The organism is uncultured Friedmanniella sp. (assembly GCF_964244285.1).
Taxonomy (GTDB): Bacteria; Actinomycetota; Actinomycetes; order Propionibacteriales; family Propionibacteriaceae; genus Microlunatus.
In genome coordinates this window covers 573,468-597,250 of record NZ_CAXTHT010000001.1, presented here as the reverse complement: position 1 = coordinate 597,250, position 23,783 = coordinate 573,468, and the positions used below count along the sequence as shown (strand labels likewise).

Annotated in this window: 22 protein-coding genes; 11 read left to right on the top strand and 11 right to left on the bottom strand. The window is 72.0% G+C overall.

Annotated features, from left to right (window positions below; translation table 11 throughout):
* Window positions 1-67: 67 nt before the first annotated feature.
* Window positions 68-916 carry a type I methionyl aminopeptidase gene (gene map, locus ACFE7W_RS02790; protein WP_375423239.1) on the bottom strand — a complete coding sequence of 283 codons (849 nt, stop codon included), beginning with the start codon at window positions 914-916 and terminating at the stop codon, window positions 68-70.
* Between the two features lie 44 nt (window positions 917-960).
* Between map and ACFE7W_RS02785 the strand changes: the two genes are divergently transcribed.
* Entirely contained in the window at window positions 961-1,143 is a 183-nt protein-coding gene (locus tag ACFE7W_RS02785; protein ID WP_375423238.1) for an SPOR domain-containing protein, read from the top strand.
* Between the two features lie 23 nt (window positions 1,144-1,166).
* On the opposite strand, the gene ACFE7W_RS02780 is transcribed toward ACFE7W_RS02785, so the two are convergent.
* Window positions 1,167-1,553 (bottom strand): SRPBCC family protein, encoded by a 387-nt coding sequence (locus tag ACFE7W_RS02780; RefSeq protein ID WP_375423237.1) that lies wholly within the window; start codon window positions 1,551-1,553, stop codon window positions 1,167-1,169.
* 148 nt (window positions 1,554-1,701) lie between these two features.
* Here ACFE7W_RS02780 and ACFE7W_RS02775 point away from each other — a divergent pair, with 148 nt between their 5' ends.
* Both ACFE7W_RS02775 and ACFE7W_RS02770 read left to right on the top strand, forming a co-directional pair.
* Window positions 1,702-2,097 carry a hypothetical protein gene (locus ACFE7W_RS02775; protein WP_375423236.1) on the top strand — a complete coding sequence of 132 codons (396 nt, stop codon included), beginning with the start codon at window positions 1,702-1,704 and terminating at the stop codon, window positions 2,095-2,097.
* A 4-nt stretch (window positions 2,098-2,101) separates the two neighbouring features.
* Window positions 2,102-2,917, top strand: coding sequence for a transglutaminase family protein (locus ACFE7W_RS02770; protein WP_375423235.1), 816 nt, complete (start codon window positions 2,102-2,104; stop codon window positions 2,915-2,917).
* A 79-nt stretch (window positions 2,918-2,996) separates the two neighbouring features.
* Here ACFE7W_RS02770 and ACFE7W_RS02765 read toward each other — a convergent pair whose 3' ends face one another.
* Entirely contained in the window at window positions 2,997-5,051 is a 2,055-nt protein-coding gene (locus ACFE7W_RS02765) for an NAD(+) synthase (RefSeq protein WP_375423532.1), read from the bottom strand.
* Window positions 5,052-5,223: 172 nt separating this feature from the next.
* Between ACFE7W_RS02765 and ACFE7W_RS02760 the strand changes: the two genes are divergently transcribed.
* The 4 genes from ACFE7W_RS02760 (at window position 5,224) to ACFE7W_RS02745 (ending at window position 9,505) form a co-directional block, all read left to right on the top strand.
* Window positions 5,224-6,450 carry a low temperature requirement protein A gene (locus tag ACFE7W_RS02760; RefSeq protein WP_375423234.1) on the top strand — a complete coding sequence of 409 codons (1,227 nt, stop codon included), beginning with the start codon at window positions 5,224-5,226 and terminating at the stop codon, window positions 6,448-6,450.
* A gap of 320 nt (window positions 6,451-6,770) precedes the next feature.
* On the top strand, window positions 6,771-7,310 hold the full coding sequence (locus tag ACFE7W_RS02755; protein WP_375423233.1) for a Uma2 family endonuclease: 540 nt from the start codon (window positions 6,771-6,773) through the stop codon (window positions 7,308-7,310).
* Between the two features lies 1 nt (window position 7,311).
* Window positions 7,312-8,103 carry a carbon-nitrogen hydrolase family protein gene (locus tag ACFE7W_RS02750; protein WP_375423232.1) on the top strand — a complete coding sequence of 264 codons (792 nt, stop codon included), beginning with the start codon at window positions 7,312-7,314 and terminating at the stop codon, window positions 8,101-8,103.
* A gap of 64 nt (window positions 8,104-8,167) precedes the next feature.
* Window positions 8,168-9,505: a glutamine synthetase family protein gene (locus ACFE7W_RS02745; protein WP_375423231.1), complete on the top strand. Its 1,338-nt coding sequence runs from the start codon at window positions 8,168-8,170 to the stop codon at window positions 9,503-9,505.
* Here the strand turns inward: ACFE7W_RS02745 and ACFE7W_RS02740 are convergent.
* Entirely contained in the window at window positions 9,465-10,694 is a 1,230-nt protein-coding gene (locus tag ACFE7W_RS02740) for an MFS transporter (protein ID WP_375423230.1), read from the bottom strand. The two genes, ACFE7W_RS02745 and ACFE7W_RS02740, sit on opposite strands and share 41 nt — an antisense overlap.
* A gap of 82 nt (window positions 10,695-10,776) precedes the next feature.
* Between ACFE7W_RS02740 and ACFE7W_RS02735 the strand changes: the two genes are divergently transcribed.
* On the top strand, window positions 10,777-11,325 hold the full coding sequence (locus tag ACFE7W_RS02735; RefSeq protein ID WP_375423229.1) for a CGNR zinc finger domain-containing protein: 549 nt from the start codon (window positions 10,777-10,779) through the stop codon (window positions 11,323-11,325).
* 34 nt (window positions 11,326-11,359) lie between these two features.
* Here the strand turns inward: ACFE7W_RS02735 and ACFE7W_RS02730 are convergent, their stop codons facing one another.
* The gene (locus tag ACFE7W_RS02730) at window positions 11,360-12,949 is read right to left on the bottom strand and encodes a sensor histidine kinase (protein WP_375423228.1); all 1,590 of its coding nucleotides are present in this window, start codon (window positions 12,947-12,949) and stop codon (window positions 11,360-11,362) included.
* Window positions 12,950-13,113: 164 nt separating this feature from the next.
* Entirely contained in the window at window positions 13,114-13,824 is a 711-nt protein-coding gene (locus tag ACFE7W_RS02725; RefSeq protein WP_375423227.1) for a sterol carrier family protein, read from the bottom strand.
* Between the two features lie 100 nt (window positions 13,825-13,924).
* Between ACFE7W_RS02725 and ACFE7W_RS02720 the strand changes: the two genes are divergently transcribed.
* Together ACFE7W_RS02720 and ACFE7W_RS02715 are read left to right on the top strand one after the other, a co-directional pair.
* A complete protein-coding gene (locus ACFE7W_RS02720) occupies window positions 13,925-14,815 on the top strand; it encodes an MBL fold metallo-hydrolase (RefSeq protein ID WP_375423226.1) in 891 nt (296 codons plus the stop codon).
* Between the two features lie 9 nt (window positions 14,816-14,824).
* Window positions 14,825-17,818, top strand: coding sequence for a bifunctional [glutamine synthetase] adenylyltransferase/[glutamine synthetase]-adenylyl-L-tyrosine phosphorylase (locus ACFE7W_RS02715; RefSeq protein ID WP_375423225.1), 2,994 nt, complete (start codon window positions 14,825-14,827; stop codon window positions 17,816-17,818).
* Window positions 17,819-17,826: 8 nt separating this feature from the next.
* Here ACFE7W_RS02715 and ACFE7W_RS02710 read toward each other — a convergent pair whose 3' ends face one another.
* From ACFE7W_RS02710 to ACFE7W_RS02695, 4 genes are all read right to left on the bottom strand, one after another.
* A complete protein-coding gene (locus ACFE7W_RS02710; RefSeq protein WP_375423224.1) occupies window positions 17,827-18,321 on the bottom strand; it encodes a DUF4383 domain-containing protein in 495 nt (164 codons plus the stop codon).
* An 80-nt stretch (window positions 18,322-18,401) separates the two neighbouring features.
* Window positions 18,402-18,767 (bottom strand): GntR family transcriptional regulator, encoded by a 366-nt coding sequence (locus ACFE7W_RS02705; RefSeq protein ID WP_375423223.1) that lies wholly within the window; start codon window positions 18,765-18,767, stop codon window positions 18,402-18,404.
* A gap of 52 nt (window positions 18,768-18,819) precedes the next feature.
* Window positions 18,820-20,070 (bottom strand): D-inositol-3-phosphate glycosyltransferase, encoded by a 1,251-nt coding sequence (gene mshA, locus ACFE7W_RS02700; RefSeq protein WP_375423222.1) that lies wholly within the window; start codon window positions 20,068-20,070, stop codon window positions 18,820-18,822.
* A complete protein-coding gene (locus ACFE7W_RS02695; RefSeq protein WP_375423221.1) occupies window positions 20,067-21,293 on the bottom strand; it encodes a Fic family protein in 1,227 nt (408 codons plus the stop codon). The genes mshA and ACFE7W_RS02695 overlap by 4 nt, the downstream gene beginning before the upstream one ends.
* Window positions 21,294-21,715: 422 nt before the next feature.
* Here ACFE7W_RS02695 and ACFE7W_RS02690 point away from each other — a divergent pair, with 422 nt between their 5' ends.
* Window positions 21,716-22,129: a DUF6907 domain-containing protein gene (locus ACFE7W_RS02690; RefSeq protein ID WP_375423220.1), complete on the top strand. Its 414-nt coding sequence runs from the start codon at window positions 21,716-21,718 to the stop codon at window positions 22,127-22,129.
* Between the two features lie 108 nt (window positions 22,130-22,237).
* On the opposite strand, the gene glnA is transcribed toward ACFE7W_RS02690, so the two are convergent.
* Window positions 22,238-23,659 carry a type I glutamate--ammonia ligase gene (gene glnA, locus ACFE7W_RS02685; RefSeq protein WP_375423219.1) on the bottom strand — a complete coding sequence of 474 codons (1,422 nt, stop codon included), beginning with the start codon at window positions 23,657-23,659 and terminating at the stop codon, window positions 22,238-22,240.
* Window positions 23,660-23,783: the final 124 nt, after the last annotated feature.

Below are 23,783 nucleotides of genomic sequence, written 5' to 3'. Positions count from 1 at the left end.
GGGCGTCACTCTAACCGAGTTGTCGCCACGTCAGAGGGCCCGAGCCCTCGGACAGTCTGTCCAGGGATCACGGCAGGGTCAGGATCTCGGCACCGGTCTCGGTGACCACGAGGGAGTGCTCGAACTGCGCGGAGCGGCTGCCGTCGGCGGTGACGACGGTCCAGCCGTCGTCCCGCAGGCGCCACCGCTCGGTCCCCAGGGTCAGCATCGGCTCGATGGTGAAGGTCATCCCGGGCCGCATCACCGTGTCCCGCCGCGGGTCGTCGTAGTGGGGGATGACCAGCCCGGAGTGGAACGCCGTGTGGACGCCGTGGCCGGTGTACTCGCGCACCACGCCGTAGCCGAAACGGCGCGCGTAGCTCTCGATCACCCGCCCGATGACGTTCACCTGCCGGCCCGGCCGGACCGCAGCGATGCCCCGACGCAGGGCCTCGGCGGTGCGCTCGCTCAGCAGCCGGGACGCCTCGTCCGGCTCGCCGCAGGGATACGTCGCGCAGGAGTCGCCGTGCACGCCGTCGACGTAGGCGGTGATGTCGATCTTGACCAGGTCGCCCTCGGCGAGCGGTCGCGCGTCCGGGATGCCGTGGCAGACGACCTCGTTGACCGAGGTGCAGCACGACTTCGGGAAGCCGCGGTAGCCCAGCGTCGAGGGGTAGGCGCCTGCGTCGACCAGGTACTCGTGCGCCACCCGGTAGAGCTCGTCGGTGGTCACCCCCGGCGCGATCGCCGCGGCCGCTGCCCGGATGGCGCGGGCGGCGATCCGTCCGGCGACGCGCATCCTGGCCACCGTCTCCGGCGACTGGACGTCTGGGCCCTCGTACGGCTGCGGAGCCGGATGACCCACGTACGCGGGGCGGGTGATGGCCGCGGGCACCGGCCGGGCGGGGGACACCCGGGCGGGCAGGATCGAGGTCACGACCGGCAAGCGTAGTGACCGAGCCCCAGCGGTAGCCTCAGCCCATGGCGGATGGTGAGTGGTGGTACGACCTCAAGTCCAAGTCGGCGGTGCAGGACGGTCGGGCCGGGAAGTCGGCGGACCGGCTGGGCCCCTACGCGAGCCAGGAGGAGGCCGAGCGCGCCCTGGACAAGGTCGCCGAGCGCAACGAGACCTTCGACAACGACCCGCGCTGGAACGACGACTGAAGGTCGCGGTCTCCTGAGCCTGGTCAGCGGGCGACGAGCCGGCGTAGGGCCACCCCGGCGACCGGGGCGTAGCCGAGCAGGAGGGCGCCGGGCCCCTCCATCATCAGCGTGGTGCCCGAGCCGACGGCAGCGGCCTGCACCGCGTGGGTGAGGGTCAGCGCGACCGGTCCGAGCCGGACCACCCACGTCCAGCTGCGGGCGGCCGGGTCGACCGCCGTCACGGTGAACGGCAGCCCGAGTCCGCCCGGGACCACGACGGTGCCGTGCACGCCGGCGCCGATCCGCGGCGCGTCGGCCTCCACCCGCCAGATCTGGGGCGACCACGTGGGCCACAGGGCGATCCGTTCGTAACGCTCCCAGACCACCGCAGGGGAGGCCTGGCCGCGGGCCCTGAGCCGGCGTACGGCCATCGTCTGCCTCCTCGGCGGGCCCGCTCGTTACGCCCGGGTTTCGGCGGTGGCTCCCCTCGTCGGGGCCGGTCGGGCTCATCGTAAACTGCCGGTTCCGGGCGCCGCCGTCGTGCGTCCGAGCAGTTCCGCACCCTTCGGAGGAGACGCGATGAAGATCGTCAAGATCAGGACAGTGCTGGTGGCCGGGCTCGCCGGCGGCGTCGGCTACGTGCTGGGCACCCGGGCCGGCCGCACCCGCTTCGACGAGCTGAAGGTCCAGGCCGACAAGCTCCGCGCCCAGGCCGAGAAGCTCGCGAGCAGCCCGAAGGTGCAGGAGACCGTGGGCAACGTCGCGGGCCTGGTCAAGGAGAACGCGGCGAAGCTGCCCGACCCGGTCGCCGACGTCGTGACCAAGGCCGCCGACAGCGTCACCGAGGCCGCCGCGTCCGTCGGCGCCGAGGACTCCGAGCCCACCGGCACCGGCGACGGCGACCCGCTGTCCGGCGTGACCGTGGAGGACGCAGGTGCCGTGGAGCCCGACTCCGAGCACAACCCGGGCGTCTGAGTCGGTGAGCACCCGCACCCTCTCCATCGGATGCGAGTTCGTCCACCAGTCCCGGTTCGACATCCCCACGGTCTTCCAGGTCGAGCCGCGCGCCGACCAGGACGTGGAGGTGGTCGAGTCCGGTTGGACCTTCGAGCCGGACGTCGCCACCACGGTGTACGCCGACGTCTACGGCAACCCCTGCCGCCGGACGACGATCAGCGCCGGTCGTTCGGTGATCGGCTACCACGCGACGGTCGTGGTCCCGGACGCGGTCGAGGACGCCGACGAGGACGCTCCGGAGATCGCGCCGCAGGACCTGCCTGACGACGTGCTCATCTTCACCCTGCCCAGCCGTTACGCCCTGCCGGACGTGCTGGGCAAGGAGGCGTGGAACCGGTTCGGCAGCGTCGAGCCCGGCTACCGGCGCGTGCAGGCGATCTGCGACTACGTCAACAGCCACCTGACCTTCCAGTACGGCTCCAGCACCCCGCGCTCCACCGCGGCCGACGTGCACGCGTCCGGCTACGGGGTGTGCCGCGACTTCACCCACCTGGCGGTCTCGCTCTGCCGGGCGCTCAACATCCCGGCCCGCTACGTCTTCGGCTACCTGCCGGAGATCGAGGTGGACGTGAAGCCCTCACCGATGGATTTCGCGGCCTGGATGGAGGTCTACCTCGGCGACCGCTGGTACACCTTCGACCCGCGCAACAACGAGCGCCGCAAGGGCCGGGTGCTGATCGGCCGCGGCCGCGACGCCGGCGACGTCGCCATGGCCACCACCTTCGGCTCGCCGTACCTGGAGAAGATGGAGGTCGTCGCCGAGGACAAGGCGGCCTGACCGCCTGAGGGGCGTCCCCACGCCGACTTGTCAGACTCCAGTTGTCCCCGAGGCCAACTGGTGTCTGACAAGTCGAGGATCAGCGGGGGACGTTGCGGTCGAGCTCATCCAGCCAGGCGCGGGCGTTGCCGTCGGAGGGGGCCCGCCACTCGCTGCGCGGGGACAGCGAGCCGCCCGCGACCACCTTCGGGCCGTTCGGCAGGGCCGAGCGCTTGAACTGGGCGAAGCCGAAGTAGCGGCGCAGGAAGACGTCGAGCCAGTGCCGGATCGTCGGCAGGTCGTAGGAACGTCGCTGGTCGGCGTCGAAGCCGGGCGGCCAGTCGCCGGCCTCGACGTCGGACCAGGCGTGCCGGGCCAGGAAGGCGATCCGGCTGGGCGGGAAGCCGTAGCGCAGCACGTGGAACAGGGTGAAGTCCTGCAGCGCGTACGGTCCGACCTTCTCCTCGGTGCTCTGCGGCCGCTCGCCCTCGGCGACCGGGACCAGCTCGGGGGAGATCTCCTGCTCGACGATCGCCTGCAGCACCTGGTTGGTGTCGTCGGTGAACTGTCCCGTGCCGACCACCCAGCGGATCAGGTGCTGGATCAGGGTCTTGGGCACGCCGGCGTTGACGCCGTAGTGCGACATCTGGTCGCCCACCCCGTACGTGCACCAGCCCAGCGCCAGCTCGCTCAGGTCACCGGTGCCCAGCACGATCCCGCCGCGCTGGTTGGCCAGCCGGAAGAGGTAGTCGGTGCGCAGCCCGGCCTGGACGTTCTCGAACGTGACGTCGTAGACGGGCTCGCCCCCGGCGAACGGGTGGTCCATGTCGGCCAGCAGCTGACGGGCGGCCGGGCGGATGTCGAGCTCGGCGAAGGTGACGCCCAGGGCGTGCGAGAGCCGGGTGGCGCTGTCCTTCGTGCCGGCGCTGGTGGCGAAGCCGGGCATCGTGAAGGCGAGGATGTCGCTGCGGGGTCGGCCCAGCAGGTCCATCGCCTTTGCCGCGACGATCAGGGCGTGGGTGGAGTCCAGGCCGCCGGACACCCCGATCACCAGCCTGGGACCGCCGATGGCGTCCAGCCGCTGCTGCAGCGCCGAGACCTGGATGTTGTACGCCTCGTAGCAGTCCTGCGCCAGCCGCGCCGGGTTGTCGGGCACGAAGGGGTACCGGTCGACGCGACGCCGCAGCCCGAGGTCGGTCCGCGGCGGGTCGAGGGCGAAGTCGACGGTACGGAACGGCTGGCCGCCCCGAGGGTCCAGCGTCCGCCGGTTGTCGTCGAACGTGCCTTGGCGAATCCGCTCCTGCCGCAGCCGCATCAGGTCCACGTCGGCGACCGCGCGCTGGTCGGTGGGGGTGAAGCGCTCGGTCTCGGCCAGCAGCTCGCCCAGCTCGTAGACCATCGTCTGCCCGTCCCAGGACAGGTCGGTGCTGGACTCCCCGGCGCCGGCCGCCGCGTAGACGTACGCGGCCAGGCACCGGGCGGACGCCGACCGGACCAGCAGCCGCCGGTCCTCGGCCCGGCCGACGGTGATGGGGCTGCCGGACAGGTTGAGCAGCACCGTCGCCCCGGCCAGGGCCGCGGGCGCGCTCGGCGGCACCGGAACCCACATGTCCTCGCAGATCTCCACGTGCACGACCAGCCCCGACACGTCGGTGGCGCGGAACAGCAGGTCCGGTCCGAACGGCACCTCGACCCCGTCCAGCACGATGGTCTGGCCGGCCCGGTCGTCGCCGGGCGCGAAGTGCCGGCGCTCGTAGAACTCCCGGTACGTCGGCAGGTAGGACTTCGGTACGACCCCGAGCACGGACCCGTGGTGGATGACGACCGCGGTGTTGAGCAGCCGGCTCCCCTGACGGAGCGGAGCGCCGACGACCAGCAGCGTCGGCAGGCTGGACGACGCGGCGACCAGCTCGGCGACGGCTGCCTCGACCTCGTCGAGCACCACCTCCTGCAGGAACAGGTCCTCGATCGAGTAGCCGCTCAGGCACAGCTCGGGGAACAGGGCGACACCGACGCCTTCCTCGGCGCAGAGCCGTGCCTGGGCGATCACGGCGGCGGCGTTCGCCCGGGGATCGGCGATGCTGACCGGCGTCGTGCACGCCGCGACCCGGACGAAGCCCTGGTCGTACACCGAGTCGAAGTTCACGCGTTGCAGTCTGCCGCACCAGGCGCTGGAACCGGCGAGGGCCGCTGACCAGTGCTCCCCCGTGGGCGTGATCGGGCTCTGAACGTGCGTTGTCGGCATCGAGGGAGCCTTGGTCAGCGGATGCCGGGCGGCGGCGCCGAGAGTCTCGCCAGCGGCGTCGAGCCTCGCTAGGGTCGCTCAGGTGAGCTCCCGCCGTCCGCTCGCCGGCTTCCGCACCTCTCGCCTGCTGACCACCGAGACGGCGCAGGAGGGGGACCGCGTCACCACCCTGGAGCTGCTGTTCGACCTCGTCTACGTCTTCGCCTTCACCCAGATCACCGAGCTGATGGTGCACGGGCACAGTGCGGAGGCCGTGCTGCAGGGGATGGCCGTGCTCGGGATGCTCTGGTGGTCCTGGGTCTCCTACACCTGGCTGGCCAACCAGGCCCATGCCGACCGCGGTCTGACCAGGATCGCGGTGGTCGTGGCCATGGCGGCGATGTTCGTGGTGTCGCTGGTCATCCCGGAGACGTTCGAGGACCTCGAGGGCGGTCTCCACGCCCCGGCCGTCTTCGTGGTGGCCTTCGAGCTGGTCGTCCTCACCCACGCGACCGTCTACGTCGTCGCGGCCGGCGCAGACGCCGGGCTCCGGCGGCAGGTCGTGCGCACCATGGGCCTGGCCAGCGTCCCGGTCGCGGTCCTGCTCGTGGTCGGGGCGGTGATCGGCGGTCACGCGCAGACCTGGCTCTGGTTCGCCGCGGTCCTGGTGGAGGGGGTGCTGGTCTTCGTGACCTCGCACGGAGGCGACTGGCGAGTGAACTCGATGGCCCACTTCTCCGAGCGGCACGGCCTGATCGTGATCCTCGCCCTCGGGGAGTCGATCGTGGCCATCGGGGTGGGGGTCGCCGAGCTGCCGATCGACATCCCGATCCTCCTCGGGTCGCTGCTGGCGGTCGGTCTGGCCGTGGGCCTGTGGTGGAACTACTTCCACCACCTGGCGCCGAGAGCCGAGCACGCCCTCAACGCCCGCACCGGTGTCGACCGGGTCAACGCCGCGACCGACGTGTACACCTACCTTCACCTGCCCCTGGTGGCTGGCGTCCTGATCGTCGCCCTCGGGGTCGAGCTGGCCATGCACGAGGTCGGCTCGGACCACCGGCTCGGCGGGTTCGCCGCGACAGCCCTGGGTGGCGGGCTCGCCCTCTACCTGGTCGCGACCAGCGTGATCTGGGGGCGGGTGGCGAGGGAGTGGTCGGCGCTGCGCCTCGGAGGCGCCGTGCTCGCCCTGGTCCTGGTCCCGGTGATGGCCCTCGGCCCTGCCCTGGTGGCCCTCGCCGTCGTCACCGCCCTCGCCGTCGGCGTCGGGTTGGCCGAGGGTGGGCTACGGTCCGCAGCGCTGGCTCGTCAGGCGGCAGCTCCGGCCGGCTGACCCGGACGACTGACCCGGACGGCTGACCCGGACGACGGTCACGGCAGACCGTAAGACCGTCGGGGACGCTCGTGTTGACATGGGCGAGGGGTCTTGTGTGCTCGGTGAGCGCGGTGTGCTTCCGCTGCGTACCAGCTCGAAGGAATCGATCGCACCGCTCGCCACAGCTCGCCTCTCGGAGCCGAGCGCAGGGGCCGACCGGGACGACGTCCACGCCGTCCGTCGGCATCACGGCCGCCCTGTCCTGGGGCCAGCGGGTGCGCGAGGATGACCCTGTGGACAACCCGTCGACCGCCGGTTCCCCGCCCTACGCTGAGGGCATGACGGCAACCGTGGCGAACTACCGCTGGAACGCCGGCGAGTTCGTGGGCGCGTGGGAGGCCAGCGTGTTCGACTCCCGGGCCGAGCTGGTCGAGGGCGAGGTCTGGCCGGTGGCGATGGGGGACTGGCCTGGTGAGGCCGTGGGGAGGGTGATCCTCGCGTTGGGCAGCCGGGGCCTGCGACCGACGACCTCGATGCTGCCCAGCGGGACGTCGCTGCCCGACCCGGACTGCTGGGTGCGCCGGGACGGCGCAAACCCGACGGGGACGCTCGGCCGCCGGCTGTCCACCTGGGCGCCGGACGTCCTGCTGGTCGTCGGAATGTCGGACGAGACGCTGATGGCCGACCTCACGATCAAGGCCCGCGTCGACGGCGCCGCGGCTTGGCCGGTGTACTGGGTGGTCTCGCCGGAGGTCGTCTACGTCCACACCGACCCGCACGCGAGTGGTGACCGGCAGCGCGTGGAGTACCGCTCCGGCGAGCAGGTGGCTTTGCCGTTCGCCGAGGACAGCATTGCCGTCGACGACCTGGTCGGCTGACGTGCGCATCGCTCTCGCGCAGATCCTCAGCGGTCCGGACCCGGCGGCCAATCTCGAGCTCGTGGCGGACTACACGCAGCAGGCGGCCGAGCAGGGGGCTGCGCTGGTGGTTTTTCCGGAGGCGACGATGCGCTGCTTCGGGCGCAACCTGGCCGAGGTGGCCGAGCCGCTGGACGGGCTGTGGGCGACGGCCGTCCGACGTCTCGCCGCCGACAACGGCACCACCGTGGCCGTCGGCATGTTCACCCCCGCCGAGGACGGCCGGGTGCTCAACACCCTGCTCGTCACCGGACCGGACGTCGACGCGGCCTACGACAAGATCCACCTCTACGACGCGTACGGGTTCGCCGAGTCCGACACGGTGGCGCCGGGGGACAAGCCGCTGGTCCTGGACGTCGCCGGCGTGAGCGTCGGCCTCACCACCTGCTACGACGTCCGGTTCCCGGGCCTCTACACCGCGTTGGCCGAGGACGGCGCCGACGTCATCGGTGTCGCTGCCTCGTGGGATGCCGGTCCGGGCAAGGTCGAGCAGTGGCAGCTGCTGACCCGCGCCCGGGCCCTGGACACCACCACCTTCGTGCTCGCCTGCGGTCAGGCCGATCCGGCCGCCCTCGGTCTCAGCCCGGCGGGGACGGCTCCGACCGGCATCGGGTACAGCGCAGTCGTCGGTCCGACGGGTGAGACTCTCGCGGCGCTCGGTCCCGAGCCCGGGCTGCTTCTCCACGACCTCGACCTGAGCCTGGTCGAGGCGGCCAGGCGAGCGATACCGGTGCTGGCCAACCGGCGCTTCTGACCGGCCCCCCGACACGTGCGTCGTCGTAACGCCGACGTTACGTACCGGACGGCAGACTGAGGCCGTGGACAAGCAAACCGAGTTCGTGCTCCGGGCCATCGAGGAACGCGACGTCCGGTTCGTCCGCCTCTGGTTCACCGACGTGCTGGGCTTCCTGAAGTCGGTGGCCATCGCGCCCGCCGAGCTCGAGGGCGCATTCGCCGAGGGCATGGGCTTCGACGGCTCGGCCATCGAGGGCTTCGCGCGGGTCTACGAGTCCGACATGGTCGCCCACCCCGACCCCTCGACGTTCCAGATCCTGCCGTGGCGGGACTCGAGCCCGGCGACGGGCCGGATGTTCTGCGACATCTCGATGCCCGACGGCTCACCCTCCTACGCCGACCCGCGCTACGTGCTCAAGCGCGCGCTGAAGAAGGCCGCCGACCTCGGCTTCACCTTCTACACCCACCCCGAGGTCGAGTTCTTCCTCTTCAAGGACCCGCTGGACCCCAGCGTTCCGCCGGTGCCCGTCGACCAGTCGGGTTACTTCGACCACACCCCGCAGAGCCTGGGCAGCGACTTCCGACGCAAGGCGATCACCATGCTCGAGCAGATGGGCATCTCGGTCGAGTTCTCCCACCACGAGGGCGGTCCCGGCCAGCAGGAGATCGACCTGCGCTACGCCGACGCGCTGTCCACCGCCGACAACCTGATGACGTTCCGGGTGGTGGTGAAGGAGGTGGCCCTGTCGCAGGGCATCCACGCCTCGTTCATGCCCAAGCCCTTCACCGAGCACCCGGGCTCGGGGATGCACACGCACATGTCGCTGTTCGAGGGCGACAACAACGCCTTCTACGACGCGAGTGCCGAGCACCACCTGTCCAAGGTCGCCCGCCACTTCATCGCCGGGTTGCTGCGGCACGCCGGCGAGATCACCGCGGTGACCAACCAGTGGGTCAACTCCTACAAGCGGCTGGCTGGCGGCGGCGAGGCGCCGAGCTACATCTGCTGGGGCCGCAACAACCGTTCGGCCCTGGTCCGGGTGCCGATGTACAAGCCCAACAAGGGCGCCTCGGCCCGGATCGAGCTGCGCTCGATCGACTCCGCCGCCAACCCGTACTTGGCGTTCGCGCTGATGCTCACCGCCGGCCTGGCCGGGATCGAGGGCGAGTACGAGCTGCCCGAGGGAGCCGAGGACGACGTCTGGTCGTTGACCGAGCGGGAGCGGCAGGCGCTGGGCATCTCACCGCTGCCGCGCAACCTCGACGAGGCGATCCGGGCCATGGAGCGTTCGGAGCTGGTGGCCGAGACCCTGGGCGAGCACGTCTTCGATTTTTTCCTGCGCAACAAGCGGGCCGAGTTCGAGGAGTACCGGCGCCAGGTCACGCCGATGGAGCTGCAGCGCCTGCTGCCCGTGCTCTGACCGGCGGCTGACGCGGCCCGAGCGCTCGGAGCCCCAGCAGTCCGAACCCGCCGGCGACCAGCGGCGCGGCACCGACGCCGAGCAGCAGGGTGGTTGTCGGCAGGCCTGCGAACACTCCGGCCAGCGCGGCCCCGGCGGCGGCGCAGCTCATCTTGACCCCGGCGCCGAGGGTGAAGACCGACGCTCGCAGCTCTTCGGGCGCGTGCTGCTGCCTGACGGTGAAGAGTGCTCCGGTCAGCGGCCCGAGGAAGGCGCCGGACACGGCGAGCAGGACCGCCAGTCCGGGCAGCGACCGCAGACCGGCAGCCGCCACCAGCGGCAGCCCGACCCCGAGCAGGCTGACCATCACCACCAGACCGGCCCGCTCCGCGCGGACCGGACGCCACGTCCAGAGCAGCGAGCCGACCAGGCCGCCGGCGGCCACCGCCGTCAGCAGCCAGCCGGTCGCGGACGGGTGGTGCTGGCGGGCCGTCAACACGGCAATCACGACGGGCAGGGCACCGCCCCCGAGCTGAGCAAGGCTGGTCGCCAGGGTCACCTTCGCCAGTACCGGCTCTCGCAGCATCACCGTGACCCCGGCGGTAACGGCGGGCCGGGCGGTGTTCGTCCGCCGCGACCCGAGCGGCAAGCCGGCCAGCAGCAACGCGCTCACGGCGGCTGCGGCCGCGAGGACCCAGGTGGCCCCGGCCGCGGAGAGGGCGGTGGCGAGCACGGCCGCGAGTGCCGGCCCGGCGACGCCGGCGGTGTTGTAGGTGAGCGAGTCGAACCCGTAGGCGCGGGGCAGTGCGGCCGGGGCGACCAGCGTCTGCAGCTGGCTGGTCACGCCGCCGGTCAGGGCTGGTCCACAGCAGCCGCCGACCAGCAGCACCGCCAGCACCAGCCCGAACGGGAGCCGGCCCAGCCCGAGAGCCGCCGTGGCGAGGCAGGCCGCGAAGCCGACCGCAGCCACCGCGAGCACGCGTCCGGGCCGCCGGGCCCGGTCGGTGAGCAGCCCGACGACCGGTGCCGCGACGACGTGCGGGACCAGCAGGGCGGCGACCAGCACGCCGCCGCGGCCTGCGCTGCCCGTCCGCTCCAGCGCGAGCAGCAGCAGCGCCACCCGTGCGCCCTCGTCGGCGAGCCGGACCAGGACGGCCGCGGCGAGGTAGAGGAGCATGCGGCCGCGCGGCGCTCCGGGCTGCTTCGTCATGAGGTGCCTCTCGATTGTCGTCACCGGCTGAACCGGTGACGCTACCCTTGCTGACACGTCCGTCACCTGTCAAGGTGGTGACATGTTCGAGTTCATCGCCGATCGTCGGGCGCTCGACTTCGTCGCGACGGTCTCCGAACGGCGCACCGCACAGCAGGAGCAGCTGCGGACTCCCGCAGACCTCGTGGCCTGGGTGAGGGCCTCCGGCCTGGTCGACGACCAGGTGACGGTCGACGGGGCCCGGCTGAGGGACGCGCGTCAGCTGCGGGAGTCGATGTTCGGCCTGGTCAGCGCGCTGATCGACGGGGCCGCTCCCGATCCGGCCGACCTCCAGGCCGTGAACGCGGCCGCCGCCCGGCCGCGCCCGGTGCTCGACCTCGAGCCGGACGGGACGCTGCGTCGTCGGGGCGACCTCGACGCCGTCCTCGCCGAGCTGGCCACCGACGCCCTCGACCTGGCCGGCAGCCCGGACCGGCGGGCGCTGCACTGGTGTGCCGACACGACCTGCACGCGGCCGTTCGTGGACCGCTCGCGAGGGCAGCGCCGTCGCTGGTGCGGCATGAAGGGCTGCGGCGACCGGGCCAAGGCGGCCGCGTACCGACAGCGTCGGGCGAGCATCGCTCCGGCCTGACGCTCAGCCCTGAGTGACGGGGCGCATCGTCAGCTCAGTGGGCGGCGAAGGTCCAGCGCAGCCGCAGCCCTCTGCCGGCCTGCTCGACGTTCAGGGTGCGGCCCAGCTGCTCGGCCTGCTGCCACAGCTGGCTCAGTCCCCAGCTGCGCTGGCCGAAGCCGGCTCCGTCGTCGGTCAGCACCAGGCTGAAACCCTCGCCCTCCCCGACGAGCTCGATCTGGACCGAGGTGGGGCGGCTGTGCTCGGCCAGGTCGGCAAGAGCAGTCCGGAGGATGTCGGCGACATCGGCTCCGATCGGCGGCAGCTGGTCGAACGAACCGGTGAGCACGACTGCCGGGCGGAAGCCCAGCAACGCCTCCACCTCAGCCGCGGCCGCCAGGGCCACCGCGTGCAGCTCGTAGCCGACCGAGGGGCGTCCCGCGGTGTGCGGGTCGATCGAGGAACGCACCTGTCGGATCGTCTCGTCGATGTCGGCGATGGCCTGGCTCACCCGCTCACGGCCGGGGCCGCTGACCTCGCCCCGCGCGGTGCTCTGCAGGCTCAACCCGATCGAGAAGAGCCGCTGGACCACCTGGTCCTGGACGCTCTCCGCGATCCGCTCCCGGTCCTCGCGCGCCTCCAGCGTGTGCTGAGCGGAGCGGGCCTCAGCCAGCTCGAGGGCCAGCGCCGCCTGGGTGGCGAAGTCGCCGGCCATCACGATGTCGCTGGCGGCGAAACTCGGTTGGTCGGCCGCGCGGCTGACCATGATGGCGCCCTGGGTGCTCAACCGGCCCGTCAGGGGTAGCGAGATGACGTGACCGAGGTCGACCTCGCCGGTCACCTCGGAATGGATGCACGGCAGCTCGCCGGCCACGATCATCTGCACGGTGCCGGCGAGGATGGCTCGCTCGGTGAGGCTACCGGCCGCCTCGTACCGCCGGTTCTCGAGCTCTGCTGCGCCGAGGCCGGCCGCCACACGGACGTCCATCAGGTCCGGGTCGTCCTCGCTGGGGATGCAGACGGTCACCGTGCGCGCGTCGGCGAGCAGCTGGACGCTCTCCGCCACGCTCCGCAGGATCTCGTCCTCGTCCTCGACGCCACCCAGCAGCTTGCGGCTGATCTCGCTGGAGGCGATCAGCCAGTGCTGGCGGCGCCACGCCTCCTCCAGCTGGGTGGCGTTGTTGATGCCCGCTGCCGAACTGTCCACGAAGTCCGCGAGCAGCTGCTGGTCCTGTTCGGAGAACACGGCGCCGCCCATCGGGCGCATCGCGTACAGGTTGCCGCTCAGCCCGAGGTGGGTCTGGACGGGCAGGTCGATCAGGTCGCCGCCGATCTCCTCGTTCCCCCGGCGGCCGGCCGAGAGGCGGGACCGGCTGGTCCGACCCAGCGCCAGTGGCAGCTGCTCGGCGTCACCGACACCGTGCGCGGCGAGGATGCCCTGCATCGCTCGGAGCTCGCCGGGAACGTAGGAGCTGAAGACAAAGCGGTCGACCGTGCCGTCGGGCAGCCGGACGGCGAAGGCTGCGTAGGCGGCGTTGCCGATGGCTGCGGCCAGCTCGACCATCGAACGCAGCCGGCCAGCCACGGTCAGCTCGCGCGAGACGTCCCGCAACGACGTGACGAGCAGCCGGAGCCGCTGCTCCATCGAGTCGATGGGAACGACACCGTGCGGAATCCCCACGACCTCCGAAGGCCGTGCCTGTTGGCGCGGGGCACCTTCTGGCCCACGGGAGCTGGTCACCCTCAAATGCTAGGAACGGCGGCGGGGGAGGTAAAGAACCCGCCGCATCTACGGGCAGATTCAGGACTTTAGTCCCGAACGACGGTCAGGGGCAGGACCGAGCTCAGGTCGGCCCGGAGCCCGGAGGCGTGCACCGCGCCCGAGGCCACCGCCGCGGACCAGCTCAGAGCCCCGCCGGCCAGACCGAGGAAGGTGATGGCGTCGGTCTCGACGACGTTGGGCGGGGTGCCGCGGGTGTGCCGCGGGCCCGGGTCGCCGATCGCGCACTGGACGGCCGCGTACGGGGGGATGCGGACCTCGACCGAGCGGCCCGGGTGCCGGTCCGCCAGCACGCCGGCGAGCGCCCGGCTGACGTGGCGAACGGCGCCGCGGACCAGGGCCACCGGTTCCGTGCCTGGTGGGCGGGAACGGTTCTGGGCGTCCACGTCGAGCACCAGGGCGACCAGGTGCAGCAGCACCGCGTCCTCCCGGGTGGCCGCCCCGACCCGGGTCGCGACGACGGCAGGACCGGGCGTCGCCAGCGCGAGCTCCAGCGCGGCCAGCAGCTCGGCACGGTCCCGTCCCTCGGTCGGGACGCGACCGGGTCCGACCAGCCGAGGCAGCCTGGCCAGGAGCGACTCCAGCGCCAGCGGTCGCTCGATCGCGGAGGTGGCGAGGCTCTGCAGCAAGGACCGCCAGACCATCAGCGCCAGGCCCTCGGCGGCGTCGGGGATCGCGTGGGACTGCTCGACCAGGGCCGCGTCCGGCGCTTGTCGCCTGCTCGCCCCGGGACCCGCCATCAGATCAGGAACGTTACCCCGCGGTCGAGGTCTGGCGGCGCCGGCACCACCTCGCTACGATCGGCGCACGGCTCGGGGTCGCAGCTGAGGAGACCTCGCGGTGAGACTCACGATCCTGGGCGGCGGTGGCGCCTGGCCCACGCCCCAGCAGGCCTGCAGCGGCTACCTCCTCGAGCACGAGGGCGCGACCGTCCTCATCGATCCCGGGTACGCCGTGCTGCCGCAGCTGCTCGGGCTGCACGCCGCCGACGCGGTCGACGCCGTCCTGATCAGCCACGGTCACCTCGACCACTGCGCCGACCTCCCCGCCCTGCTGATGGCCCGGGCGACGGCGGGCGGCTGCGGACCGCTGCCGGTGTACGCGCCGCACGGCGCGCTGGCCGACCTGCTACGCGCCGGCCGCAGCCGGTCGCTGAGCCGGTCGGTCGCGCTGACCGAGCTGCGCGACGGCGACGCCTGCGAGGTCGGGCCGTTCCACGTCGAGGCGGCCCTGCTGCCGCACCACGTCGCCAACGCCGGGTTCCGGATCAGCGCCGCCGGCCACGTCGTCGCGTACACCGGGGACAGCGGCGACGCCGCCGAGCGGGTGCCGCTGGCCAGGGGCGCCGACGTCCTGGTGGTCGAGGCCACCTACACCGACGTCGTGCCCCGGCACCAGGCCCGCTTCCTCTCCAGCGCGGCGCAGGCAGCACGGCTGGCCCTGGCCGCCCAGGTCGACCACACCCTGCTCACCCACCACCTGCCGGGCCAGTCGGTGGCGCCGTGGCTGGCCGCCGCGCGGGCGGAGGGCCTCGGCTCGGTGCTGGCCGCGGCCGCCGGGATGAGCGTCGACCTCAGCCCCGACCGGGTTCCGTGGGCCCGTCGGGCGTCGGCGATGACGGCGCCGACGCAGCTGGTGCCGGTGCTGCCACGCCGGGCGCGCTCGGACCGCCCCGAACCGCTGGAGCGGCGCCGCCTCGACAGTGGGGGACGGGGCTTAACGCGCCGGTAACATCTCGGTGTGACACGGCTGGAGACCACCCAGGGCACCCTGGCCCGGCGCGGCTTCGCCGATGCCGGGGGAGCGCTCGCCGTGGTGCAGGGCTGGGACAGCGCGCAGGAGCCGGTGCTCGAGCTGCTGGCCCGGGCCGCCGACCCCGATCTCGCCCTGGTGGGCCTGGACCGGCTGTACGACCAGGTGCCCGAGCTGCCCGCCCGGCTGGCCGCCTCGCCGCTGCTGGCCCGGCACCTGGTGACGGTCCTCGGTGCCAGCGCCTCCCTGGCCCAGCACCTCAACGCCCACCCCGAGCACCTCGACCTGCTCGACCGTGAGCTGGACAAGGTGCCGGCCGCCGCGCTGCGCGCCCAGCTGGTCCGGGTCACCGGGGCCGATCCCGACGCGGCGATGCCGGTGGCCACCGAGCTGACCGGCGACGCGCTGCGGATCGCCTACCGCGGCGAGCTGCTGCGGATCGCCGCCCGCGACCTCTGCTCGCCCGAGCCGATCGAGGTGGTGGACGAGGTCGCCGACGAGCTCTCCGACCTCGCCGACGCCACCCTGGAGGCGGCCCTGGCGATCGCCCGCGCCAAAGGAGGCGAGGCCGCGCGGCAGACCCGCCTCGCGGTCGTCGGCCTGGGCAAGTGCGGGGCGCAGGAGCTCAACTACGTCAGCGACGTGGACGTCCTCTTCGTGGCCGAGCCGGTTCTCGACGCCGGCGGCGAGCCGCTGATCGCCGTCGAGGCCGCCGTCAACGCGGCCACCCGGATGGCGGCCGAGCTGAGCCGCATCTGCTCCGCGCACACCGCCGCGGGCACGATCTGGGAGGTCGACGCGGCGCTGCGGCCCGAGGGGCGTGCGGGCCAGCTGGTCCGCCGGCTCGCCAGCCACCAGGCCTACTACGAGCGCTGGGCCAAGACCTGGGAGTTCCAGGCGATGCTCAAGGCGCGGCCGTGCGCCGGTGACCTCGCGCTCGGCCAGGCGTTCGTCGACATGGTCTCCCCGATGGTGTGGCGAGCGGCCGAGCGCGAGAACTTCGTCGCCGACACCCAGGCGATGCGGTTGCGGGTGGTGGCCCACATCCCCGCGCGTGAGCAGGGCCGGGAGCTGAAGCTGGGCGAGGGCGGGCTCCGCGACGTCGAGTTCTCCGTCCAGCTGCTGCAGCTGGTGCACGGCCGGGTCGACGAACGGCTTCGGGTCCGGCCCACGTTGCTCGCGCTCAAGGCGCTGGTCGACAACGGCTACGTCGGTCGTGAGGACGGCAAAGGCTTCGGCCTGGCCTACCGGTTCCTGCGCACCGTCGAGCACCGGATCCAGCTCCACCAGCTGCGGCGGACGCACGTGCTGCCCGACGGCGAGGCCGACCTGCGTCGCCTCGGCCGCTCGCTGGGCTACGCGAACCCGGCGGCGGAGCTGGTCTCGACCTGGCGGCACTGCGCGGCCCGCGTCCGTCGGCTGCACGAACGGCTCTTCTACTCCCCCCTGCTCGACGTCGTGGCCCGGATCCCCAGCCCCGAGCTGCGGCTGACCACCGACGCCGCACTGGACCGGCTCAAGGCGCTGGGCTACGCCGACCCCCAGGCCGCGCTCCGGCACATCGCCGCGCTGGGCCAGGGCGTCACGCGGCAGGCTGAGATCCAGCGTCAGCTGCTGCCGGCGATGCTGGGCTGGTTCGCGGACGCGCCCAACCCCGACTCGGGCCTGCTCGCCTTCCGCCAGGTCTCCGAGGCTCTCGGCACCACCCCCTGGTACCTGCGGGCGCTCCGCGACGAGGGAGCGATGGCCGAGCGGTTGGCGCGGATCCTGGCTTCCAGCCGCTACGCCGTCTCACTGCTCACCCGGGCCCCGCAGACCGTCCAGATGCTCGCGAGGGAGCAGGAGCTCCGACCGCACAGCCTCGTGGAGCTGAGTACGGAGATGCAGGCGGCCGCTCGCCGGCAGAACGGGGTCGCCGCGGGGGTGGAGGCGATCCGGGCGATCCGGCGCCGGGAGCTGTTCCGGGTGGCCGCCGCCGACCTGCTCGGTGAGCTCGACGTGCTCGAGGTCGGGTCCGCCCTGACCGACCTCGCCTCAGCCACGATCGACGCCGCCCTCCGCGTGGTCCGCACCGCGGCCGGCGGGGACGGCGTGGTACCGCCGATCGCCGTGGTGGCGATGGGCCGCTGGGGCGGTCACGAGCTCTCCTACGCCTCCGACGCCGACGCGATGTTCGTCATGGGCGACGCCTCCGGCGCGCGGTTCGTCATGGGCGATGGGGGCCGTGAGCCCGACCCCACCCGCGCGTCCGCCGCGGTGATCAGCGAGGTGCGCCGGCTGCTGGCCCGGCCCGGGGTCGACCCGGCCCTGGTCGTCGACGCTGACCTTCGCCCCGAGGGCAAGGGCGGCGCCCTGATCCGCTCGTTGACCGCGTACCGCAACTACTACGCCCGCTGGTCCTCCACCTGGGAGCTGCAGGCCCTGGTCCGGGCGGACTCGCTGGCCGGTGACGCCGAGCTCGGCGCCGAGCTAATGGCCGAGATCGACGGCCGCCGCTGGCCGGCGGCGGGCCTGACGCCCAGCCAGCTGGGCGAGATCCGCAAGCTGAAGGCCCGGGTGGAGGCCGAACGGCTGCCGCGTGGAGCCAATCCGGCCACCCACACCAAGCTCGGCCCGGGCGGGCTCGCCGACGTCGAGTGGACGGTTCAGCTGCTGCAGCTGCAGCACGCCCACGAGGTGCCGGAGCTGCGGTCGTCCCGGACCATCGTCGCGTTGCGGGCGGCCCGCGACGCCGGCCTGCTCGACGGCACCGACGCCGGCCACCTCGAGGCCGCCTGGATGCTGGCCGGCCGGATCCGCAACCAGATCATGCTGGTCCGGGGCCGCGGCTCGGACTCCCTGCCCACCGACACCCGTGAGCTCGCCGCGCTGGCCGAGCTGTTGGGCTACGGCCGCGCCGAGTCCTCGCACCTGCTGGCGGACTACTTCCGCGTCACCCGCCGGGCCCGCGGCGTCGTCGACCGGGTCTTCTGGGGCGTCTGACTGCTCGATCAGGCGACGCTGGTGTGCTGCTCCAGGTCGGGACGGCGGGTCAGCAGCGCGCCGAGCACGATCATGCCGACGGCCAGCGCCGCATGCAGGACGTTGTCGGCGGTGTTCATCGGGACGAAGTTGGCCCCGGACGTCATCGGCACGGCCACGCCGTAGACGAAGAGGACGGCGTAGATGATCCCGCCGATCACCAGGTAGGACTTGGCGGCGCCGATCGTGCGGGCCAGGGCCAGGCCTGCGATGCCGAACAGCAGGTGGACGACGTTGTGCAGCACCGAGACCTGGAACAGGCCCAGCAGCCTGGCCTCGGACATGTGGCCGGCGATGCTCATCGAGCCGTAGTGCGTGGTGATGCCGGGGATGAAGCCGAGCACGCCGACGGCCAGGAAGACGATGCCGACGAGGGCCGCGGCCTTCTGCACCGCCGTTCGACCGGAGGTGGCGCGACCGGCGGTGCGGGAGTCGGAGACCGTGGGCGAAGCGGGGTTGGACATGGAGCATGACCTCAGAGACCTCGGGGAGATGTGTCGAAGCTGTGAGGTACCCGTGGCAGGTGGGGCCAAACGGTCGCCGGCTACTCCTCGAGCACCGATCGGACCAGGCGCAGCACGGCAGCGGGGGAGAGGCCCTGGTCCAGCAGCGGCTGGACGGCGGCCCGGATCGCTCGTCGGGTCTGCTCCGTGGCGCCCGGGTGGAGGTCGGCCACGACCGTGCCCAGCCGGCCGGCGGTGGTCAGGAAACCCTCCTGCTCCAGCCCGCGGTAGACCTTGGCCACCGTGCCGGGGGCGACGCCGAGCTCGGCGGCCAGCGCCCGGACGGCCGGCAGCCGGGCACCGGCGGCCAGCGTGCCGGACTCGACCAGCGCGACCAGCTGGGTGCTGAGCTGCTCCGACATCGGCACCGCCGCACCGGGGTCGAGGGTGAGGGGCAGGGAGGTCATCGGCGTCCTTCGATAGGCTCAGGGAGCGGGGACGGGTCCGGGGCTGCCACGGTCAACGTGACGCCCCGCGGCGGACGGTCGCCGCGTGGTAGGCCGCGAGGGTGGCGGCGGCGCTGTTGTCCCAGCTGAAGCGGGAGGCGTGGGCGGCGGCGTTCGCGCCGAGACGCGCGTGGGTGGCCGGGTCGTCCAGGACGGCGGCCAGCGCGTCGGCCCAGGCGCCGGGCTCGTGCCCGCGGACCAGCAGGCCGGTCTGACCGTCACGGACGGCGTGCCGCAGGCCGCCCACGTCGGTGGCCACCACCGGCCGTCCGCAGGCCTGGGCCTCCAGGGCCACCAGGCCGAACGACTCGTTGTGCGAGGGGACCCCGACCACATCGGCGACGCAGTACCAGCGGAAGAGCTCGGCGCGCGGGGAGTGCGGTCGCAGCTCGACCAGGTCCGCCACGCCGAGGGACTCGACCAGGGGCACCAGGTTCCGCGACCACTCCGACTGCGGCCCGCTGGGACTGCCGATGATGATCAGCCGTAGCCGGTCCCGTCGGCCCGGCTGCCGGTCCACCAGCTCGGCCACCGCGCGAACCAGCACGTCCGGGGCCTTGAGCGGCTGGATCCGGCCGACGAAGAGGACCACCTGGTCGTCCTGCCCGACGCCCAGCTGAGCGCGCGACTTCGGCTGGTTGCAGGGGTGGAAGGTGTGCAGGTCGACCCCCGGCGGCACCACCACCACCTGCTCCGGCTGGGCGCCGTAGTGGTGCTCCAGCTCGGCGGCCTCGTCGACGGTGTTCGCGGTCAGTACGTCGGCGCCGGCCACGATGGCCGCCTCGCCGCGGTCGCGGACGGCCGGCTCCGGAGTCTGTCCCTGCCCGAGGGCGGTGTTCTTGACCCGGGCCATCGTGTGCATGGTGTGCACCAGGGGCAGGCCGCAGCGGTCGGCGAGCTCCAGGCCGACCAGGCCCGAGAGCCAGTAGTGGCTGTGCAGCAGCTCATGGCCCGCCAGCCGTCGGCCGAGCGCCTCGGTGAACGCCGGCAGCAGCGCCGGCAGCTCCTCCTTGGCCACGGGGGAGCGGGGACCGGCCTCGACCTGGACGACACGCGTGTGCTCGTTGACCTCGACGACGTCGGGACCGTCGTCCTCGGCGCGGGTGAACACGTCGACCTCGATGCCGCGCTCCCCGAGCCGGCGCGCCACCTCGGCGACGTAGACGTTCAGTCCGCCCGCGTCCCCGACCCCCGGCTCGGCCAGTGGCGAGGTGTGCACGCTGACCATGGCGATCCGCTGCGGGTACTCGACGGCACTGGTCATCGCCAGACGCTAGAGCCTGGACCGGGGTCGAGAAGGACCGCGTGGATGCGCGGTGCCCGGAAACGACGGTCGTAGTTGGTCGACTTCCGGACCGGCTCGAGGATGCCCAGCTCGACCAACTGCGCGATGAGACCGTTGGCGCGGGCGTAGGAGATCGCAAGATCGGCCTCCACCTGACGAGCGGTGAAGGAGGGTCGGGCCACCGACACGTCGACGAGCTTGAGGGCATTGTCAGCGCGCAGCGGCGACGCTCGCACCCTCTCCTTGAGCTCATCCTGGACAGCGAGCAGTCGCTGCAGCTGCTGATGGGTATCTCGGGCTGACTGCTCGAGCCCGGCGGCGAAGAAGTGGACCCAGGCGTCCCAGGCTCCCTCGGTGCTCACCGCGAAGAGTCGGTCGTAGTACTCCGATCGTCGCGACTCGAACCAAGGGGAGACCGTGAGGGTCGGTTCGGAAAGCACACCGGTCAGCAGCAGCTGGAGCACCACCAGCAGCCGTCCCAGTCGACCGTTGCCGTCGTGGAACGGGTGCAAGCTCTCGAACTGGTAGTGAGCCACGGCGGCGGCAACCACCGGGTCGACCTCTTCGATACCCCCCTGACCGATCCAGGAGAGCAAGTCACGCACCCGCGCCTCGAGATCCGGTCCGGGAGGCGAGGGGACGAACCGAGAAGCGTGGATCGGCAGCGCGGATGGTGGAGCGTCCGGCCGGTGACCGATGACTACCTGGACGTCGCGGATACGTCCGGACGACGGCCCTTCGCCGGGCGTTCTCCGGACCAGCATGGCTTGCAGATCAGCGAGAAGCCCGACGTTCAGCGGCCCTCCTGACTGCATCCAGCTGAACGCGTACTCCGCCATGACCACGTAGTTCAGGATCTCGCGAACCTCCACCGAGGAGGGATCGTCCAGGTCCTCGACCAGCACGTCGCTCAGCGGCGCATAGGTGCCCTCCAACGCCGAGGTGCTCTGTGCCTCACGGTTCAAGGTGGGGCGTCTCAGCAGTCCGGGGTTCGGTAGCTGTCGTGCGGTGCTGTCCAGGGCAGCCAACGCAGCACGGGTGCGGGCAACCTGCCGATAGGTCGCGGCCAGCAGGGCCGGCTCCTCGTTGGCGAGGGGCGAGGGCAGGAAGGCGCGATGGTGCCACGACCCACCCCGCGGATCGACACCAGCAATGGGAACCAGGTTGCCCGGACTGGCAATGCCGAACATTTCGAGATCCACAATGTCAGACTAGCGGCACTTCCTGAATATAGCCGCTGCCTGAATGCTCGATGGCGAGCATTAACCTGCGTAGTCGCCGCCGGGCCGCAGCTGCTCGACGTCGGCCCAGGAGGTGACGGCGGCCACCGCTCGCCGGTGATCGCCGATCGGGCCCTCGCCGAGACACCGCTCCCGGGCCTGGGACGGCAAAGCAGCACATCTTGAGGCAGACCTCAGGTGGTGCCGACCGCGGCCTGACCTTCGCCTGAGGTCGCGCTCCTAGCGTCAGCATCACGGTCGCCGGCTGACCCTCGGGGGAGGACGGTCGGCGGCCCAGGCCGGGTGGTCGTCCTCACGCCCACCCGGCCGCCCGCCAAGCGACTGAGCCCATGCCCGGACCAGAACAGACCTCAACCGGATTAGACCATCCAGGAGAGACGACCATGACCAATCTCCACCGCGACGAACGCGGGAACCTGCTCGGCTTCGGCCTCCACGTACCGACGTCCCACCCCTGCCCGCCTTGGTGTGTCAACCAGCACGGCCACGGCTTCGACGCCGAGGTCATCCCCGGTTACCCGAGCCGCTGGCACGAGGCCCTCGACGAGCACTTCGAGGTCGAGGACCTGCACCTGCTCGGCACGGCGCACAAGGAGGTCGGCGTCTCGGTGCACACTCTCGAGACCGTCGACGCGGCCAGCGGCCGCGTCGTCTGGGTGGAGGAGCCGGAGCTGTGGCTCGGCGCCGACGACATGGTCCGGCTCACCGCCCTGGAGGCCCGCCAGCTCGCCGCCGCTCTGCTGCAGGGTGCCCAGCAGCTCGAGGCCGTCCAGCAGGCTACGACCGTCCAGACCTGAAGCCCTCCGCCCTGATCTCTCGACCCCAGGTGCCCAGAACGAGCCCGATCGGGTCGTTCTGGCCCCCTGGGGTCGGCGTTTCAGGGCGCAGCCGTCAGATATCCGGGCCTAGCAGTCGTAGTAGAGCTCGAACTCGTGCGGGTGCGGACGCAGCCGGACGGCGTCGATGTCGGCGCGCTTCAGCTCGACCCAGGTCTCGATCAGGTCGGGGGTGAAGACGTCGCCGCCCAGCAGGAAGTCGTGGTCGGCCTCCAAGGTGTCGAGGACGCCGCCCAGGCTGTCGGGGACGGTGGGGACGGAGGCGTGCTCCTCGGGCGGCAGCTCGTAGAGGTCCTTGTCCACCGGGGCCAGTGGCTCGGTCTTGGACTGGATGCCGTCGATGCCGGCCATCAGGATGGCCGCGAACGCCAGGTACGGGTTCGAGGACGGGTCGGGGCAGCGGAACTCGACGCGCTTGGCCTTCGGGTTCGAGCCGGTGATCGGGATCCGCATCGCGGCTGAGCGGTTGCGCGAGCTGTAGACCAGGTTGACCGGGGCCTCGAAGCCGGGCACCAGTCGGTGGTAGGAGTTCACGCTCGGGTTGGTGAAGGCCAGGATCGAGGGCGCGTGCTTGAGGACGCCGCCGATGTACCAGCGGGCCAGGTCCGAGAGCCCGCCGTAGCCGGCCTCGTCGTAGAACAGCGGGACGCCGTCATTCCAGATCGACGAGTGCACGTGCATGCCCGAACCGTTGTCGCCGAAGATGGGCTTGGGCATGAACGTCGCCGTTTTTCCGGCCGCCCAGGCGGTGTTCTTGATGATGTACTTGAATTTCTGCACGTCGTCGCCGGCGGCCAACATCGTGTTGAACCGGTAGTTGATCTCGGCCTGGCCGGCCGTGCCCACCTCGTGGTGCGCGCGCTCCACGGTGAGGCCGGAAGCCTCGAGGTGGAGGGTCATGTCGTCGCGCAGGTCGGCGAAGTGGTCGACCGGCGGCAACGGGAAGTAACCGCCCTTGTACTTGACCTTGTAACCGCGGTTGCCACCCTCCTCGATCCGGCCCGTGTTCCAGGCCCCGGCCACGGAGTCGATCGCGTAGTAGCCGGTGTTGGCCTTGGTCTCGTAGCGCACGTCGTCGAAGACGTAGAACTCCGCCTCGGGGGCGAAGAAGGCGGTGTCACCGATGCCGGTGGAGGCGAGATAGTTCTCGGCCTTACGTGCGATGTTGCGCGGGTCGCGACTGTAGGGCTCCTTGGTCAACGGGTCGTGCACGAAGAAGTTCAGGCAGAGCGTCTTGACCTTGCGGAAGGGGTCCAGGTAGGCCGTCGTCGGGTCGGGCAGCAGGGCCATGTCCGACTCGTGGATCTTCTGGAAGCCGCGGATCGAGGAGCCGTCGAAGGCGAGACCGTCCTCGAAGACCTCCGGCCCGAAGGAGCCGGCGGGGACGGTGAAGTGCTGCATCATGCCGGGCAGGTCGCAGAACCGGACGTCGATGATCTCGACCCCCTCGTCGCGCACGTAGGCCAACAGGTCGTCGGCGCCTTGGAACATGGGTCTCCTCCGGTGGAGTCGGGTGCCGGGCGGGCCCGCCTGCGGCACTGGTCGCCATTATGGCCGTCGGCAGTCCACAGCGGCCAGAGCGGTCCCCGACCAAGGTCCCGCGCCCGACACGCAG